Here is a 17,477-nt window from a genome sequence, read left to right as displayed (position 1 = left end):
TTATTACTCCGAAAGATTTTTTCTTTCTGTATCGGCAATAGATACCGTACTACTTAATTCATCCATCACTATATATGAAGCATCGTCTCGCGCCTCTTTAAGTATTTTTCCAACATATTCCGCTAATACAACCAAAAACATAAATAGCAAGAAAAACATCACAGAAAGCTGCAAGGACATAGTTGTCCATCCCGCAGCCACGTCGCGCTTAAATACTGATACGCAAACAACGTATAATGCGTAAATTAGATTAATAACACTAGCGCCGACGCCAACCCACGACATAGCCCTTAGTGGTTGGGTGGAGTGGCTAGCTGCTATATCTATAGCTTCCAACACTCCCGTGCGCAGTTTACGTGTCTTTACTGGGTCTACTTTCACTTCATAGCGATATTCCGCACATTTATATCCAATTTGACGAATCAAATGACGAATATGCCCATCGTGCCTATTTGTAGTAGAAACAGCTTTTACTGCACGCCTACTGAGCGCGATAAAATATGTCGCGGCGGCAGGAATATCAACACCAAGATATCGACGGTTATACCAATAAAACGTTCGCCTGCCTAAATCATCTTTCTTTGTATGGTTAGTTGCTATTCCATTAACGATGTCATACTTCTTGTTTTCTTCGACGATAGAAGGTATGGCGTCTATCGGATCAATCGCCGGGTTAGTCAGTACTACATAATCTCCGATTGCCCCCTGAATCCCAGCCATAAGAGCGATATCATAACTATATTCCCTAGATAGACGAATTAAGCGTATGCACGGCAACACCTTCAATATATCTATTACTTCTTTTACAACTTCTGGCTTCAATTCATTATCTATCACGATGATTTCGTAATTTTCATAACTACCACCAAGTAATTTCGATAAATCCGTTAAATATTCACCCAAGCCAGTATAGTTACGATCAACTCCAACCACAACAGATACAAAAATATCTTGTTTCTTTACAGTTTTATTAGTTTGCTTTTTCTTGACCATATATCCTCCTCAATTCCTCAAAAGCATCATAAATATTATCTAATTTTCCGCCCATAATACAAATATATCCATCGTTACCAAAGTCATTTCTGAACAATATCGGACGACTGTCATCGTCTTCGCTCTTCACTAAAACTGTCTTCACTTCAACGATAGATTCACGATATTTCATATTTTTCAAGGCTGGAATAAACCTCACAACATCATTATACATCTGTCTATAGTTTGATTTAAAGGGGCGATTTTTCAAATATTCATGAGTTTTGATACGCTCGGCGCTAGTATTTTCATCATCAATCCACGATTCATGTGGCGTGTAACGAACGTGTGAAAGAGTATATAAATTCTTCGAAGGAAATGGCATAATCGAGAAAAACGGACCATCCATCACTGTTATGCTAAAATCCTTAAGCTGCTGAGGTAACTCAACAAGACACATCTCGGTAATTTCATGTTTAAGTCCAACTAGCGGTAATCCAGATGCACGATGCAGAGTATTAATATTTGAGTAAGTACAGTTTAAAACAAAATCCGCTTCATAGTTATCACGATCAGTAACAACATTTATTTTACCCGCGCTGCCAGCAGGCAATTCAATTTTACTGACAGATTCTCCAGTATGAATACTAATGCCCTTATATTTATTAATGCGCTCTACTAAAAGCTCTCTTAGCTTGCGTGAATTGAACGCGTATTCTTTAACCTTAAAAACCTCTTCAATCAACGACGGATTAAACATTTTTTCTATATCATGCGGAGCACGCTCAATTTCAGAACCAATCTTCTCACAAAAATGTTCGAATTGCTTAGCGTTAACCTTTGAAAGATGCTTAGCAATTCCATAATATTTCTCAAAATTAGACACTACAGCTGGACCGTATTCATCAACAAAAACTGGGAAGTTAACCGCTGAACGAAACCCAGTCAAAACACTGCGAGGATAATGATATCCATTATGGATGCGCGCCTGATTCACATAAGAGGCTCTATCCATCAACGCAGTTTCTTTCTCGATAATAATTATATTGTCTACACCAAGTTCTTCGTGCAGATATAGTGCTATCCTTAGCCCATAAAATCCACCGCCAATAATAACTGTACTATTCATACTTCACCGTCCTTTTTACTACATAATCAGCCCACAACCCAATCAATACATATACAAACAACAGTAGAGGTATGTAGAATATAATGCCGTTTATGTGAGCGTGCGGCAATGCATGCCCCGGCATAAGAGCAAGCCAACAAAAAGCTCCAATAACAGAGAAATTCATAGACCAAAGGAAAGGTCTGCTATATTTCTTGCCAATAATCTTTCTGGAGCTAAGAATAATCAAATACCCAAGGATAGTCCAGAATAGAATAGACTGTATAAACTCGCCAAACATACCATTAATGTGTACGGGTAAAGTAATTGCTGGAAGTAGCAAATAATTGACGACATTTACAATAATATACTTATATGTTTTTCCGCTATTATTAGCCATATTGTCCAGATTAACTAATTGATTTATGAAGTTGTAAGTTTCAGGTCGTAAGATTTTAAAGTTACCGACAGCGTATGCTCTCATAGAACGTATACCAGAAATTCCCCTATCTGACGCCCTGGCGTTTATGGCACTTGCGGCTTTATCGGATGATCCGTAATAATCAGTAAGCGATATAAAATTCACCCAATAAGCACCAGAAAACGCGACAACTGTAGCGGCAAACACGGGCACTGCTTGCTTCCAAAGATTAATGATTTTCACGTTTTTATGAACTAATTCAAAGAATATTATAGGAACTAATACGGATATAGCGATTGTCGATACGTATTCATATCCATTTAGCAGCTTGAGGAACATAGCTACAGATTCAATAATGTAAAATAGCCAAAGTTTTTTTGATTTCTTAAAATATTGATAGCCAACAAAAGATATTACAAACGGAGCTATCAGCAGCGGTTCTATCCAATATATATTGCGAGCATACCCAGCAATCCATGGACTAAATGCCAGCATTACAGTGAAGACAGAAGCGGCAATTCCGCCAAACAGCGCTCTTATTTTTTGAACAACTAAGGCTAATAAAAATGCAGTAAGCACAGCTAGGAATATAGATACTCTTTTGATGTAAGCTGGGATTCTGGAAGCATCATTCGGAGATAATCCAGCTATAACCCTCGCTTGTAAACCGTATTGAGATACATAAGGTTTTACCTGAGACGGATTACAATCTTGACTCATCATTATCTTATTGTAATCTTTACTGTCGGCTGCTATTAACGGACCTTTATAATCATATTTATTTTTGCAATAAGCAGTTTTTTCTACTATGGCAGACGAATCTTTCTGAAAACCGTCAAACCAGCCGTTCCATAGTCCTGTTCCAAAAAAATTACCAATAAATGATATTGATAATATAAACCAGACTACAAAAAAGAAAACTACCCCAGGTTTATTCTTACTCCACTCTTTCATTACAAATATCATAATAGCACAAAATAGACTAAAGAAGCTACCTAGTCTATAATCTGAATTATGAATAAGAAAGATTGTGTATTGTCTATTATTATAACTGCCCACCGCGAGGGTCTTGTTGCGCATAAGACTATGAAATCAGTCGAGCGTGCTGTAAAAAAAATTGAGGAAGCGTCCATATCTTATGAAGTGATAGTTTCCATAGACAGAGGTGATGATCAAACTATTGATTATTTCAATAACTATACCGGTCTGCCTATACACATATATCAATGGGATCATGGAGATCTTTCGAGTTCGCGAAATAGCGCCATAAAAAAAGCGCATGGTCAATTTGTTTCTTTTATCGACGCTGATGATCTGATGAGTGAAAATTGGCTACACGACAGCGTTCAATTGCTATTAAAAAAACCTTACGGCAAATATGTTGCCCACAGCGCTTATACCATAGAATTCGAGGGCGCGGACTCTATCGTCCAAAAAACTGGCTGCACCACTAAGGACCAAGATATCTTATTAAGCGTTCTATCTGGACGCTGGAATTCCGTTATCATCGCACCAATTACACTTCTTAAAAAATTCCCGTATGCACCAAATAGCCCAGGATATGGATATGAAGATTGGTACTTAAGTTGTTGCTTGATTGAAAATGGCGTAAAAAACATTCTCATTCCACAAACAGCCATATTTGTACGCCGCAAGTCATCAGGATCAGAGTGGGCACGCCAAAAAGCTAGTCGATCATTACTGCACGCACATCCAATATTTAAGCCTTCCAATTTTCGCTCTATAGATATCAACAAAATTCGCGTTCCTCAATCAGAGCAGCACCGTCAAACAAAAAATACAATCAAAGAATTAATCATACGATCACGCATACCGTTAGGATTGATCCGCCGACCTCTGGCTATAATACGCCGTGGACGCAGTGCATTACTAAAACGACCAGCACATTCACAAACTGCAGAATCTATACCAAAATGGCTGGAAACAGAATGGAAAGCTCTTCACTCAATAGAAAAAGAAATTTTTCCACCATCACCACTACCAAGCACATACCACACAATCACCGACGACCATTATCGAGTTGGTCTTGCGTATTGGGAAATATGTAAGGAATTACGAAGTGATAGCTACGATTATACCCTATTTGTGCCCTGGCTTAAGAGAGGTGGCGCAGATTTATTTGCCGTCAATTACGCAAACACCGCGGCTTCAATAGGAAAGAAAGTGCTCGTTATCTCCACTAATGAAGTTCCTGCTGACTATTCAGAATGGAGGTCGCAACTAGATAAGAAAATAGATTTCTTACAATTTGGGACAATAACTCGGTTCTTTAGTATTGACCAAAAATACAGATTGCTTGAACAATTGATCGAAAACACTAATATTAAAACTTTACACATTCTTAATTCCGAGCTAGCTTATGATTTTGTGCGCGATCACGAAACATACATAAAAGCGACCAACAAGCGAGTAATAGCTACTGCATATAGTCAGAGTACTGATGAAACGGGACGAATTTTTGGATTTTCACACAGTCACATACCGCAGGTATATCAACTTCTTGATTTAATTACGACAGACAACGAAGCAGTAAAATCTATGTGGGTCAATGAATATGCCTACGATCCTCAAAAAATAGTCGTACATCATCAACCACTGACAAAAAATCATTATCCTGTAGTAGATAAATTACCGAATAGCCGTAGAATATTATGGGCTTCTCGATTGGCGCCAGAAAAATTGCCTAAATTAGTATCGGAAATTGCAGATCTTCTTCCTGAAGACGTTCATATAGATATGTACGGAGATCCTTCATCAGAGTTCCCTGCAAATAGTCTACCGCCGCATCCACGTGTTCATTATATCGGTGGATTTAACGGAGTAGCATCTTTGCCAGCCGAAAAATATGACGCTTTTCTATATACCTCGCTTTTTGACGGTATGCCAAATACGCCAGTCGAGATAGCTTTGCGCGGACTACCAATAGTTGCAGCTAGAGTTGGCGGGCTTCCTGACTTTATAGGTAAAAACGGCTTCATAGTTGACGATATCACTAGTCCAAAAGCATATGCGAAATATATTAAGCAGACTCTGGATGATATAGAATCATCGTTCCATAAAGCCAAAAACTTGCGGGAGAAAGCATCCCGCGAGTTCTCGGAAGATTCGTTTATAGGCGAAGTTAAGAGCATGCTCTTAACTAATTAAGCAGAAACCCTCATCTCGGCCTTCACCACCTCTTGTCCAGTTTCGAGGGGTGGTGTTTTGTAGTCTTGCCACCTTCTACCGTCAAATGTAGAGAAATATGCGTTATATGTACCTACTGGGAATGGACGAGTTGCTTTGAATTCTAACTCTTGATTTGACTGAATTATTGATGGAGAAAGACATCCTAGATCGTAGTTTTGTCCGCTTTGGTTACGTAGGATTAGACAAGTGTACTCACTGGTTGTTATTGGTTGGTTAGAGGAGTTTTTTAGTTTGAATGTAGTTGTGACTGAATCGCCAGAGCGAGGGTTAGCGCTAGAGAATGTTATACCTTGAGTGAGTGTTAAGCTAGGAAGAACTGTGAAGGTGGCGCGAGAAGATTCCTTTCCTGTAAGTCCTGGAGGATAAGATCCTTCGCGCCATACTCCATTGTCATAAAGTGAAAAGAACGCTTCATATTCACCAGGTTCATTAAACGTACGACTCAGAGAGAAGCTCGATTGGCTCTTAGGTGGAATTCCACTCGTAGGCAAACATCCTAAATCATAGTTACCACCCTGCCGCCTGCGAATGATATAGCATAGTTGTTGATTATGATTAGATACACTAGAGCTAAGATTCTCTAACTTGAAAGTACCCGTTAGCTGCTCACCGACATGTGCAGTAGTGCTACTAATTGATAGTCCTTCAGAAAGAACGACGTCAGGAAGAACCCTCATCTCGGCCTTCACCACCTCTTGTCCAGTTTCGAGGGGTGGTGTTTTGTAGTCTTGCCACCTTCTACCGTCAAATGTAGAGAAATATGCGTTATATGTACCTACTGGGAATGGACGAGTTGCTTTGAATTCTAACTCTTGATTTGACTGAATTATTGATGGAGAAAGACATCCTAGATCGTAGTTTTGTCCGCTTTGGTTACGTAGGATTAGACAAGTGTACTCACTGGTTGTTATTGGTTGGTTAGAGGAGTTTTTTAGTTTGAATGTAGTTGTGACTGAATCGCCAGAGCGAGGGTTAGCGCTAGAGAATGTTATACCTTGAGTGAGTGTTAAGCTAGGAAGAACTGTGAAGGTGGCGCGATTGCCAGCACTGGCGTCCGTAGCTACAGGATACTGGGTTTCCGTCCACGTCCTACCGCCATCAAGAGTCCCGCTAATTCTTGCTCGATACAGTCCTTCTTCACGCGGCAAAAACTCTTTGTTGTAATTATATACGGCGCCTGGAGATAATTGATTAACTGTATCAAAGACAACGTCAGCATTCTTTCCACTTGGACTTGTTATAGCTAAGCCAAAATAACCAAGATCAACAGGTTTGGCACTATTATTTTTCACCTGAAAGCCCACGTTAACTGATTGATTTTTATGAATGCGCGAAATCTGTGTTGTGACGGCAGACACTACCGTTGGAGGCGATTGAACAAATGTTGCAACCTCACGAACATTTCCCGCTGAAGATTCTGGGTAATTATCGCTCCACCCACTACCATCACGATAATTACTGATCCAAAACCTATAATCACCTTCTTTATCTAATCTAGTTGACGCTCGATAAGTATATGATTGCCACGGCTCAAGAACAACGCGCTGACTGCCAAAATCGTAATTATTCGAATTGCTATCCCGACCTGCAATTACCATCACGCCTAAGTCGCGACGCTGATTAGTGGAATTGCGAATAGTGAAAGACGCTGTCACTTCCATATTCGTAAATAATTTTGATCCGGTTTTTTCCGTCTTTATGGATAATGGCGAATCAATTTTGACAGAATTCAACGGAGAACCGAACCACTCATTGAAAAACCTCCAGAAGTTTCGATTGCCATAAGCTCCACAATGTGCAGTTCCCGCGCCAGCATTCAAAGCCCCTTGATTCGGCTGATATGGCGTATAGTTATACAGGCTTGCGGTCGCTTGATTCTCAATATACACCCAACTTCCGCCACAAGCTGCATCTGGATTGTATTGGATGTAGTTGGTTCGTCCTGCCTTGTAACGATATTCATTTGGCCTATTCGCGTAAAGTCGTAGTTGGCGCGCAGCCATACGTAACTGGTTATATAGTCCGGCATATTCGCTTGAACAATTTGCAGTATTTCCTGGACCGTTGTCTGGGCAAGCAAATCCCATGGCATATTTATATTGACTCTTTAAAGGCCACGAGTCAGTAAACAAAGACCCCTGTTCCTTCTTCAATATCACTAACATGACCTGTGGGTTAATGCCAAATTCTTTTGACACATTCCAAATAATTTGTGCAGTAGATAATCCACCGCTAAACCAGCCGCCGCCTTTTTCAAATGAGGTTTCTTTAGTGTTTGGATTCTCGTGATAATTACGCAGGCAAGCATACGGCGGACCATGCCAGCCGCGGTTAACAGCATATTGCGCTCGCGTACCGCCACCATATTCAGACCGTCCAGTTCCCCATGTATCACAGGCAGGAGTGTGGTCATTTATAAAATTCTGGATATCTTGAACGCTAGCAAACGTATTTGTATCATAAAAAACATTATCATCGATAATCCTGCCAGCATTCCAAGGAGATAGCGCTCCAGTCCTCGGCCAAAAAATAAACCCTAAAACAATAACACTCACCACAGCTAACGTGTAGCTGACATATTTTAATCTCGTCCACTTCGTACGTCTTATTTCAATCACCGCAAACTCTCCTTACGGAATGACGGATTATTCGAAGATTCTCCTGTGTGTAATTTTGACGAATAGTTTACCTTTACCGATATATCTACACCTGATGGCAATTCCGACAATGGTATCTCAATCATATGACAACTCGTCGAACTTGGACCGGCAAATGAACTAGATTTACGAGAAACACTCCCGCCAGACCAATACAGTGTAAATTCACAACTACCGCCGTTCTCAACAATGGAGTTAACTCCTCCGTCAATCTGCAAATATTGCTTATCCACACTCAATCCATATCCGCTCACAATTGGAACTACTGATTTTTTTGACCCTGACGACTGCTGATCTCCAGTATTAATTGGTTTATCAGGACTATATCCATCGCGTTTTTCGGGCTTCGTACTATTGTCATCAACTTTCTTAGAGTCTTCTTTTTTATCCGTAGACTCTTTTACTACGGGATTATTAGCATCAGTATTATTTTGTTGTGGTCTGTAAATATACGCAACTGTAGCACACGCTACTAAAGCTAAAGCCAGCGTAGAAGCAAGTATAATTCTAGTTTTTTTCTTCATTTTTTGTTTGATTTTCACGATCTAATCTCTCGTTTTATTTTATTGCTTATAATAATAACATTTCGGTAATAAGATTTCAACGCCGCTATAAAAAATGTTATAATATCACATATGGTAAAAAAGATTTCTGAAGATAAAACACCGCTAGTATCAATTATTACTGCGACTTATAACGATGAATTGTATATAGAAAATTCTATTCGCTCTGTTCTATCTCAGGACTTTACTGATTTTGAATATATTATCATAAACGACGGCTCCGTTGATAATACAAAAAAAATCGTTCAGCGCCTTCAAAAAGAAGACAGTCGCATCCGCCTCATTAACCAGCAGAATAAGGGTCTCGTCGCTTCGCTTAATCGTGGTATAAATGAGGCCAGAGGAAAATATATAGCTCGAATAGACGGGGATGACGAATGGCTGCCTCATAAATTAAAAACTCAGGTTGATATGTTGGAAAATGATGACGAGTTGGTTCTCGTTGGCGGTGGCGCAGAAATCATTAACCAAGACAGCGTACCTACTGGTTTTATTATTAACGTTACTCGTGACAAAGACATTCGGCTTGGTCTTTGTATTTTTAACCAATTCTGCCATTCATCAGTAGTTTATCGTAAACAGACAGTAATTGAGGCGGGGCTATATCCTAATACGTGTCCAGCCGAAGACTATGATCTGTTTAGTAGTTTTGCTAAATATGGCAAACTAGCTAACGTCGCTTATCCTATTTTTAGATATAGAATTAGCGATGGCAGCATATCAGCTCAAAGACGCGACGAACAAAATCTCCTTGCTAAAAAGTTATCGTATCGCAGCTGGGATATTATTTCCCCAAATGTTACATCTAGATCAGAAATCAAACAGTCTTTTAATTATTATATGAAAAGTTCGGTTACTGACGACTTTGGAATAAGTCTTAAGCATGCGTATATATTTGTACTAATGCGCGTCGGGTATCGTATGATTAAAAAAGGCAATGTTCTACAAGGATTACACCAATTGTGGAATATCGCATCGACTGGGCGAACTGCCGCGAGAATAGTCGTTAAATGGGGTCTTGATATTATTAAAATCAAGCTTCACTCATCAAAATAAATTTCTCCATATCATTTCTTACTAGTATGCCACTTGCGCGGAATCATAGTTAAGCCGCCAAATGAATGCTCGACTGCAGAAAAATCATTCGTAATAATAAATTCTTCAGCACGATACATCACGTCATACTTCACGGTGCCGTTGTGATTGAGCAGATTAATGTCGACATAATACGACCCTGGACCTAAATTTGCCTCAATATCAAGAGTCAATTTATTATCGCTAGGCAATTTAGGAAATCCCTCTCTATTGGTGATAAAATTCGATACCAAATTACTATCTTTACGATACAAATCCACCATAATAGCCTTAGTCTTATCATTATCCCATGACAAGTCAAGAGAAATCGTTTCTCCCACTTTAAAGCTACGGCGTTTCTTACCCGTTTTATCGTATATGGCGGTTTTAATATTTTTACCTGTATATTGATGTCTTTGGTCTACAGCTTTATCTATTACAGCTTGATTGAGCCTACTATATTCATCCGCAACCTGCACTGGACTACCTTCTTTAATAATCTTGCCCTCGTGGATTAACACGGCTCGATTACAAAACTTTTTAACAGTATCCATATCATGCGTAACCAATATAACCGTTTGCTTACTGGACTTGTATTGTTCAAAAATGTCTATACACTTACGCTGAAAAGCTTCATCACCAACAGCCAGCACCTCGTCAAAAATCATAATATCATTGCGCGCTTTTATTGCTACTGAAAACGCCAAACGAACCTGCATACCCGATGAATAGTTCTTTAATTTCTGATCCATAAATGGCTCAAGCTCTGCGAACGAAACGATATCATCATATATCAGTTCCATTTCCTTACGCGTAAACCCAAGTAGAGCACCGTTCAAAAAAACATTATCTCTACCAGACAGTTCTGGATTAAACCCAACCCCCAACTCTATGAAAGGCGTCAATTTGCCATTTATTTCAATGCTTCCGCTCGTTGGCTGATAAACTCCAGCTAGCATCTTAAGCATAGTACTCTTACCTGAACCGTTTCGGCCAACAACACCAAAAAAATCACCTTGATTTACGTTAAAGCTAACGCCATCCAACACTTTCTGAACTGTCTTTTTATTCTTCTTAACAATGTTAACAAAGGCACTTTTAATACTAGAATTCTTTGACTGTGGAAGAATAAATTCCTTATGTATATCTTTTACTACAATTGCAGGTTTTGTCATTTAAATGTCCTCCGCGAAAAATCGTTGTCTACGCTGAAAATACCAACTTCCTAAACCAAATATCACAATAACTATAATGATTGGAATAAACCACAACAACGGATTATGAAAAGTCTGCCAAATAGTTTGAGATGCGGGATTATTAGGCATTAAAGCGTGTCTGGCATCTTGGATAATCTGTGTAATTGGATTTAAAAATGCAATCTTTTGTATGACTGACGGCATAGAAGTAACCGCAAAAATAATACCGCTCGCATAAAGTCCTGCCTGCAATAAGATTTCCCATATATAAGCAATATCGCGAAATATCACATAAAGAGCAGAAAGCAGCAAGGACAATCCAACGGACAATATAAATAGCTCAGCTATAGCTGGAATAAGTAGTAACCACGAAAAAGTAGGAAATAAACCACTAAGAAACGCAAAAAGTATCACCACTATCATCCCTAAGCCGAGGTTAATAAGTGCCGACACACTGCTTGCAATAACCAGAAGATGTCGCGGAATTGCCACTTTGCGAATCAATTGCCCATTATCAACAACGGAACGCGTACCTATCATAGTAGCCTCAGAGAAAAAGTTCCACAACACAATTCCCATTAGCAACCAAACCCCATAAGATTCAATACCTTTACTGCCCTGAGGAAATGCATACGTAAACAACACATACAAAATACCAAACATAAACATAGGTTTTAAGAGAGACCAAACATATCCTAAAACTGAACTTTGGTATCTTACTTTAAAATCTGTACTAACTATTGCGCGTAAAATCGCCTCATTTTCTTTATTCACAAGAATACGCATCTCCTTACGATTATATCAAATTGCATAAAAAAGATATATACTCTATAGTATGAGTGCTTTACGAATCGTCTTAGTACGCAACGCCGCATCTTATGATTTCGGCGGGGGTGAGCGTTTTCCTATTTTCCTAGCAAAAGAACTACAAAAATTAGGACATTTTCCAATAATTCTAAGTCACCATAAAAAGTTGCGTGATTACGCTGAGCACGAAAACATTCCACATTATCGATCTTGGTGGTGGTCTAAACAAAATTGGAGCGGAAAAAATACTCTGCTTGTGCCGTTTTATATATTGTGGCAATTATTGCTGACTATATATTACGCCATTCAGTTTAGTAGATTTAAAGCGGACGTTGTGCATCTGCAAAGTAAAGATGATTTCATAGCTGGATCTATTGCGGGAAAACTTGTTGGTGCTAAAGTGATTTGGACTGACCATGCCGATCTAAAACATATCTGGAAAAATCTCTACGTAAACCATAAGAATCCAACAGGTAAGTTGGTTGCGTGGTCAGCTCGCTTTGCCGATGCTATAACCGCAGTCAGCAAAAGTGAACAAACTCTTATTTCCAATAATCTACCCGCAAACTCGCCAATTCGCAATAAAATAATCGTTATTTATAATGGAGTTGAAGATCAAAAGCAAAAATACGAATCGCCTAAGAATACGGTATTTACTTTCTGCATATCCGGTCGCCTTGTCATAGACAAAGGTATTGGAGAAGCGATTACTGCTTTTAAAGAATTTAACGCTACGTATAAAAATTCACAATTAGTACTTATTGGTGATGGCCCTGATCGATTACAGTTTGAGCAACAAGCCAAAGGGCTACCCGTTACTTTTTATGGATATAAGACTAATCCCCTACCATACGTTGCATCCGCTGATGTATATCTACACCCAACATATCATGAGGGATTTAGCGTTTCCTTAATCGAAGCTAGTATGTTAGGGCTGCCTATCATAGCAACCAATGTCGGTGGAAATCCAGAAATTATTCACAATAATAAAACGGGGCTTCTCATTCCTTCTAAAAACGCATCAGCATTACGGGATTCTATGAAAAAATTATACGAGAACGACAAGCTCAGAACCAGCCTATCTGCGGCAGCTCGACAGCAATATTTAGACCTATTCGTATTTCACAACATAGTAAAGACGCAATTTATTCCTATATACGAAAATGGTATACTTTAATATATGAAGATTCGTATTGAAACTGCTGCATTAACTGCCCCAAATATATCTGGAGTAGGTCATTACACACGAATGCTCACTAATAGCCTGGCTACCTATTCTCCATCAAATACGGAAATATCCGCATTTTACTTTAATTTTCTTAGCAAACATAAAGACCCCGAATTAAATAAAGCCGTCAAGCACGAAAAGCATATTTTTATGCCGCAACGTTTGTTCACAAAACTTCAAAGTTACAATATTCCGCTGCCGTATGATTTATTTTCCCCTCGTGTAGACGTATCTATATTTCCAAATTTTGATCTATGGACAACAATAAAATCCTCCATCTCCGCTGTAGTTATTCACGACCTTGGATATTTATATTTTCCTGAGACCATCGAGCAACGCAACTTGGCGCATCTTAGGAGATGCGTTCCTCGCTCTGCCAAAAAAGCCGATATCATCATTACAGTTTCAGAGTCAATCAAATCAGAGATTATCGCCGAGTACAAAGTCCCCGCATCAAAAATTGTTGTAACACCTATACCGGCAGATCCAATCTATCGCCAACCTAGCACAATAGACGTCGCAACCAAATATAACTTACCAACCAAACGATATATTTTTTCAATCGGCAATTTAGAGCCGCGCAAAGACTTACCGACAATGATAGCCGCTTTTCGATCACTACCGAAGGAAATTCGCGAAAAATATTCCCTAGTCCTAGCAGGCGGAAAAGGATGGAAAACGGAATCCACTGAACGCGCCATAAAGGAAGCACAAGCTGCGGGAGAAAATGTTATACGTCCAGGATATATACCTCAAGAAGACGTTCCTGCGTTCTATCAACAAGCTGACCTTTTCTGTATGAGCTCTATCTATGAAGGTTTTGGAATGCCTATCGTCGAAGCCTTAACGAGCGGAACTCCTGTTGTCGCTTCAGATATCCCAGTATTGCGTGAAGCTGGAGGCGATGCTATTTTATATGCTCAGCCCAAAAGTCCCGAAGATTTTACTGAAAAGATTTTATCTATATTATCTAATCCGAATAGCCGTAAAGAAATGAGTGATCGTATGCAAGCACAGGTGCAAAGAATTTCATGGGAAAAGAATGTAAACACCTTAATGAAATCATTTGAAGAAGCTTTGAAATAGTTATGAGAACTATCACTCTCCTCATCCCCGTCTACAACGAAGAATCCGTTTTGACGCAATTATTTAAGCGCTTGGACGAATTTACAAAAAACACACCCAATTATCAATTCGAATTTCTCTTCATAAACGACGGCAGCACCGATAAATCTTTTTCAATCATAGCCGAGCAATCGAAAAAAGATTCTCGAATTAGCTATATAAATCTATCGCGAAACTTCGGTAAAGAAATTGCCATGATAGCTGGAATTGACCATGTAAAAAGTGACGCTCTAGTGATTATCGATGCAGATTTACAAGACCCGCCAGAGCTCATTCAGGAAATGATTTCGTATTGGGAAGATGGTTACAGTGACGTCTATGCTCGCCGCAACAATCGACAAGGCGAAACCTGGCTGAAGAAAAAAACCAGCCAATGGTATTACAGAATATTGCAAAAATCGACCAATATTCCTATTCAAGTCGATACTGGAGATTTTCGCTTACTGGATCGCCGATGCATTGAGGCTTTGCAAAAATTCCGCGAATCTCAGCGTAATACAAAAGCAATTTTTAGCTGGATTGGATATAAGAAAAAAGAGATATTTTATGATCGCGACCCCAGATTAGCTGGTCAAACCAAGTGGAATTATCGAAAACTACTTAACTTGGCAATCGACGGAATTACCAGCTTTACTACCGCACCGCTACGCATGGCAACTATTTTTGGCTTCATTATTTCGCTTATTGCTTTCATTTGGATTATTTATCTTTTAGTTCGCCCTTTGTTCGGAGTTTCCACCGGAGCTGGCTATTCTTCCTTAATGGCAGTTATCTTATTCCTCGGCGGAGTTCAGTTATTATCCCTAGGTGTAATTGGTGAATACGTGGGACGAATATTTATTGAAACAAAAAACAGGCCATTATATTTAGTAGAGGAGTATCATGCAGGAAATATTAAAAAAACACGCCGATAAATTCAGGTTTCTTATCGTTGGCAGTACTAATACAGTGCTAGATTTTGGCATACTTTTTAGCCTAACAATCTTTTTAAATATCCCAAAAGAGTTTGCTAATTTCATATCAACATTCGTTGCCTTTTTGTTCTCATTTTTTGCAAATAAAAAATATACTTTCAAGTCAACATCCCAAAACTTGAAAAAACAATTTCTTTTATTCGCGGCAGTTACATTGTTTGGTTTATGGGTAATTCAGACAATTATTATTGCTATTATTACACCGATATTTATAAACTTCGGATTAAATAAATCACTTGCTCTATTAATTAGCAAGCTAGCCGCCACAGTAGTCAGCCTCGTTTGGAATTACGTTCTATACTCCAGAATAGTCTTTAATGATACTAAGAACTCTTCTGACTAATAATCAACCGTCGTTCGCGACCTTCACCTTCAGAATGCGTATCAATATCGCTATATTCACCAGCCAAGTGATGTACTGTCCAGCGATCAGCAGCATTCAAATCCACCACCTTTGATTCGCCAGTTCGTCGAACTTCTTCAATCCAGCCGCGCGCCTTTTCGGCAATTTTTTCAGCGTGCTGCTTTTTATAGTCCGCAATGTCCAAATTCACCCGAACAGTTGACGCTTCTTTATGATGAAGAGCTGTCGACAAAAGGTTCTGAATACTACGCAATGTTTCCGCATTTCTGCCAATTAAAATACTACTTCGCTCGCTGTGTGGAATTGAAGCTACAACAATTCCATCTTCGATTTTTACTGAAACTTCCAGATTCAAGTCAAAGAACGTTAACAAATCCTCTAAATATTTTTTTACAAATTCAACCGTTTCAATTTGGTCCATAAATCCTCCTTAATCCTTAGCCTTGATTCGAGTTACCCTGGCCTCTGTAGCCTTTTTAACACGTTTATCGATTTTTGTCGATGCTTTAGATTTTTGGGGGGCTTTTTTATCTGCAATTTCTTGCATTTCTTTAGAGTCTTGCTTGAAGATGATATAGTTCTGGAGATATCCCACGGCGCTGGCTGTCATCAAATAAAGCGCCAAAGCTGCCGGCAAATACACAATCACGAAGAACATCATTACTGGCATAAATTTCATCATTTTTCGCGTCATAATAGCATTTACTTCCGCCTGATCTGCCTCTTTTCCATCGCCAGCCTCAGCTAAAATGTCGCGTAATTTACGATTGCTGTCAGATTGAGGTGACAATTGTTTTGAAGTTAAATATTGCAAATATGCAGCAACTGCCGCCAAAATAACCAAGCCAGCAACAATACCATTCTTTGATATCGCGTGTTGCGTCAAATCTATAATTCCCAGGAAATTCTGATTAAATTGATCTGGATTATTTACTAGATTATTAGCAACCGGCAGATTTTTCATAAAATCATAAACATATTTTCCTAAGTCGGCGCGGCTAGAAACGAAAATCTGCACCACTCGATACATCGCGATCAAAATTGGCAACTGAATAATCATAACGCCAATTGAGCCAAAAGCACTGACGTTGTGTTTTTTATAAAGCTCCACCATCGCTAGGTTGCGCATTTGTGGATTTTTTGCGTACTGTTTTTTGATCTTTACTAGCTCTGGCTGCATTTTACGCATGGCTTTTGCTTGATGAAGCTGCTTCTTAATTAGCGGCCAAAGTAAAAGTCTTACAATAATCGTAAAGATAATGATGCTAACACCAAAATCCGGAATCAGACTATAAATAGCCATCAGCAAATTTAAAATCGGTCGAACAATAAACTCATCAAAAAAACTCATGTCTTAATTATAGCAAAAAAGCGTCTATTTATACAGTTGAGCTTGAGAGAAAAGATTCTTTATTGTCTGTTTTAGATCTTTATGTGGCATCGATAAAACTTCCGCCGAAAATATAATAACAGCCACATCTTGGTCATTTTTCATATTAGGCAGTTCCAGGCGAATAATTTCATAAACACGTCGACGTATACGATTCCGACGCACCGCTGATTTTAGAACTTTTTTACTAACAACAACCGCAAATCTGCTGTGATTTCGATATGGGTTCTTCACGTATTTTATCGTGGCTATAGACGAACGAACCGCCTGTCCATTTTTATAGACAAACTTAAGACTGCCATGACCATGAAACCGATTACATTGTTGTAACATATTTTACAATTATATCAAAAAATCCCGCCTTCATCGACGGGATAATTTTTAGCTA

General features: G+C 39.0%; 16 protein-coding genes. 6 read left to right on the top strand and 10 right to left on the bottom strand.

The genetic code is table 11. The features are described 5' to 3' along the window. Nucleotides 1-3: 3 nt before the first annotated feature. Genes LRM45_RS01835 through LRM45_RS01825 form a run of 3 tightly spaced genes read right to left on the bottom strand, consistent with a single transcriptional unit; the run spans nt 4 to nt 3,455 of the window. Nucleotides 4-993 (bottom strand): glycosyltransferase, encoded by a 990-nt coding sequence (locus LRM45_RS01835; RefSeq protein WP_243826504.1) that lies wholly within the window; start codon nt 991-993, stop codon nt 4-6. After that, nucleotides 971-2,101, bottom strand: coding sequence for an FAD-dependent oxidoreductase (locus tag LRM45_RS01830; RefSeq protein WP_243826503.1), 1,131 nt, complete (start codon nt 2,099-2,101; stop codon nt 971-973). The genes LRM45_RS01835 and LRM45_RS01830 overlap by 23 nt, the downstream gene beginning before the upstream one ends. Continuing rightward, nucleotides 2,094-3,455: a hypothetical protein gene (locus tag LRM45_RS01825; RefSeq protein ID WP_243826502.1), complete on the bottom strand. Its 1,362-nt coding sequence runs from the start codon at nt 3,453-3,455 to the stop codon at nt 2,094-2,096. The genes LRM45_RS01830 and LRM45_RS01825 overlap by 8 nt, the downstream gene beginning before the upstream one ends. 60 nt (nt 3,456-3,515) lie before the next feature. On the opposite strand from LRM45_RS01825, the gene LRM45_RS01820 reads away from it, so the two are divergent. Continuing rightward, a complete protein-coding gene (locus tag LRM45_RS01820; protein ID WP_243826501.1) occupies nt 3,516-5,669 on the top strand; it encodes a glycosyltransferase in 2,154 nt (717 codons plus the stop codon). On the opposite strand, the gene LRM45_RS01815 is transcribed toward LRM45_RS01820, so the two are convergent. Together LRM45_RS01815 and LRM45_RS01810 are read right to left on the bottom strand one after the other, a co-directional pair. Then, on the bottom strand, nt 5,666-8,329 hold the full coding sequence (locus tag LRM45_RS01815) for a COG1361 family protein (protein ID WP_243826500.1): 2,664 nt from the start codon (nt 8,327-8,329) through the stop codon (nt 5,666-5,668). The genes LRM45_RS01820 and LRM45_RS01815 overlap by 4 nt on opposite strands. Further along, nucleotides 8,326-8,910 (bottom strand): hypothetical protein, encoded by a 585-nt coding sequence (locus LRM45_RS01810; RefSeq protein ID WP_243826499.1) that lies wholly within the window; start codon nt 8,908-8,910, stop codon nt 8,326-8,328. Before LRM45_RS01810 ends, LRM45_RS01815 begins: the two co-directional genes overlap by 4 nt. A 93-nt stretch (nt 8,911-9,003) precedes the next feature. Here LRM45_RS01810 and LRM45_RS01805 point away from each other — a divergent pair, with 93 nt between their 5' ends. Beyond that, nucleotides 9,004-9,987: a glycosyltransferase family 2 protein gene (locus LRM45_RS01805; RefSeq protein ID WP_243826498.1), complete on the top strand. Its 984-nt coding sequence runs from the start codon at nt 9,004-9,006 to the stop codon at nt 9,985-9,987. 11 nt (nt 9,988-9,998) lie between these two features. Here the strand turns inward: LRM45_RS01805 and LRM45_RS01800 are convergent, their stop codons facing one another. Together LRM45_RS01800 and LRM45_RS01795 are read right to left on the bottom strand one after the other, a co-directional pair. After that, nucleotides 9,999-11,180, bottom strand: coding sequence for an ABC transporter ATP-binding protein (locus tag LRM45_RS01800; RefSeq protein ID WP_243826497.1), 1,182 nt, complete (start codon nt 11,178-11,180; stop codon nt 9,999-10,001). Then, nucleotides 11,181-11,975: an ABC transporter permease gene (locus LRM45_RS01795; protein WP_243826496.1), complete on the bottom strand. Its 795-nt coding sequence runs from the start codon at nt 11,973-11,975 to the stop codon at nt 11,181-11,183. A 61-nt stretch (nt 11,976-12,036) separates the two neighbouring features. Between LRM45_RS01795 and LRM45_RS01790 the strand changes: the two genes are divergently transcribed. The 4 genes from LRM45_RS01790 to LRM45_RS04255 are packed head-to-tail and all read left to right on the top strand — an operon-like array spanning nt 12,037 to nt 15,678. Then, complete coding sequence (locus LRM45_RS01790; protein WP_243826495.1) at nt 12,037-13,185, top strand: glycosyltransferase family 4 protein; 1,149 nt, start codon at nt 12,037-12,039, stop codon at nt 13,183-13,185. Between the two features lie 3 nt (nt 13,186-13,188). Then, nucleotides 13,189-14,322, top strand: coding sequence for a glycosyltransferase family 4 protein (locus LRM45_RS01785; protein WP_243826494.1), 1,134 nt, complete (start codon nt 13,189-13,191; stop codon nt 14,320-14,322). 2 nt (nt 14,323-14,324) lie between these two features. After that, complete coding sequence (locus LRM45_RS01780; protein WP_243826493.1) at nt 14,325-15,275, top strand: glycosyltransferase family 2 protein; 951 nt, start codon at nt 14,325-14,327, stop codon at nt 15,273-15,275. After that, entirely contained in the window at nt 15,244-15,678 is a 435-nt protein-coding gene (locus LRM45_RS04255) for a GtrA family protein (protein WP_445083019.1), read from the top strand. The genes LRM45_RS01780 and LRM45_RS04255 overlap by 32 nt, the downstream gene beginning before the upstream one ends. On the opposite strand, the gene LRM45_RS01775 is transcribed toward LRM45_RS04255, so the two are convergent. From LRM45_RS01775 to rnpA, 3 genes are read right to left on the bottom strand one after another with little or no spacing between them, the layout of a single operon-like run. Beyond that, complete coding sequence (locus tag LRM45_RS01775; protein ID WP_129636891.1) at nt 15,659-16,120, bottom strand: Jag family protein; 462 nt, start codon at nt 16,118-16,120, stop codon at nt 15,659-15,661. The two genes, LRM45_RS04255 and LRM45_RS01775, sit on opposite strands and share 20 nt — an antisense overlap. A 9-nt stretch (nt 16,121-16,129) precedes the next feature. After that, nucleotides 16,130-17,050: a YidC/Oxa1 family membrane protein insertase gene (locus LRM45_RS01770; protein WP_243826492.1), complete on the bottom strand. Its 921-nt coding sequence runs from the start codon at nt 17,048-17,050 to the stop codon at nt 16,130-16,132. 24 nt (nt 17,051-17,074) lie between these two features. Next, nucleotides 17,075-17,422, bottom strand: coding sequence for a ribonuclease P protein component (rnpA, locus tag LRM45_RS01765; protein WP_129631947.1), 348 nt, complete (start codon nt 17,420-17,422; stop codon nt 17,075-17,077). Nucleotides 17,423-17,477 lie beyond the last annotated feature (55 nt).

Source organism: Candidatus Nanosynbacter sp. TM7-057, from assembly GCF_022828295.1.
GTDB lineage: Bacteria > Patescibacteriota > Saccharimonadia > Saccharimonadales > Saccharimonadaceae > Nanosynbacter.
Note: the sequence above shows the minus strand (reverse complement) of the source record. Positions and strands in the feature narration are given on the sequence as shown.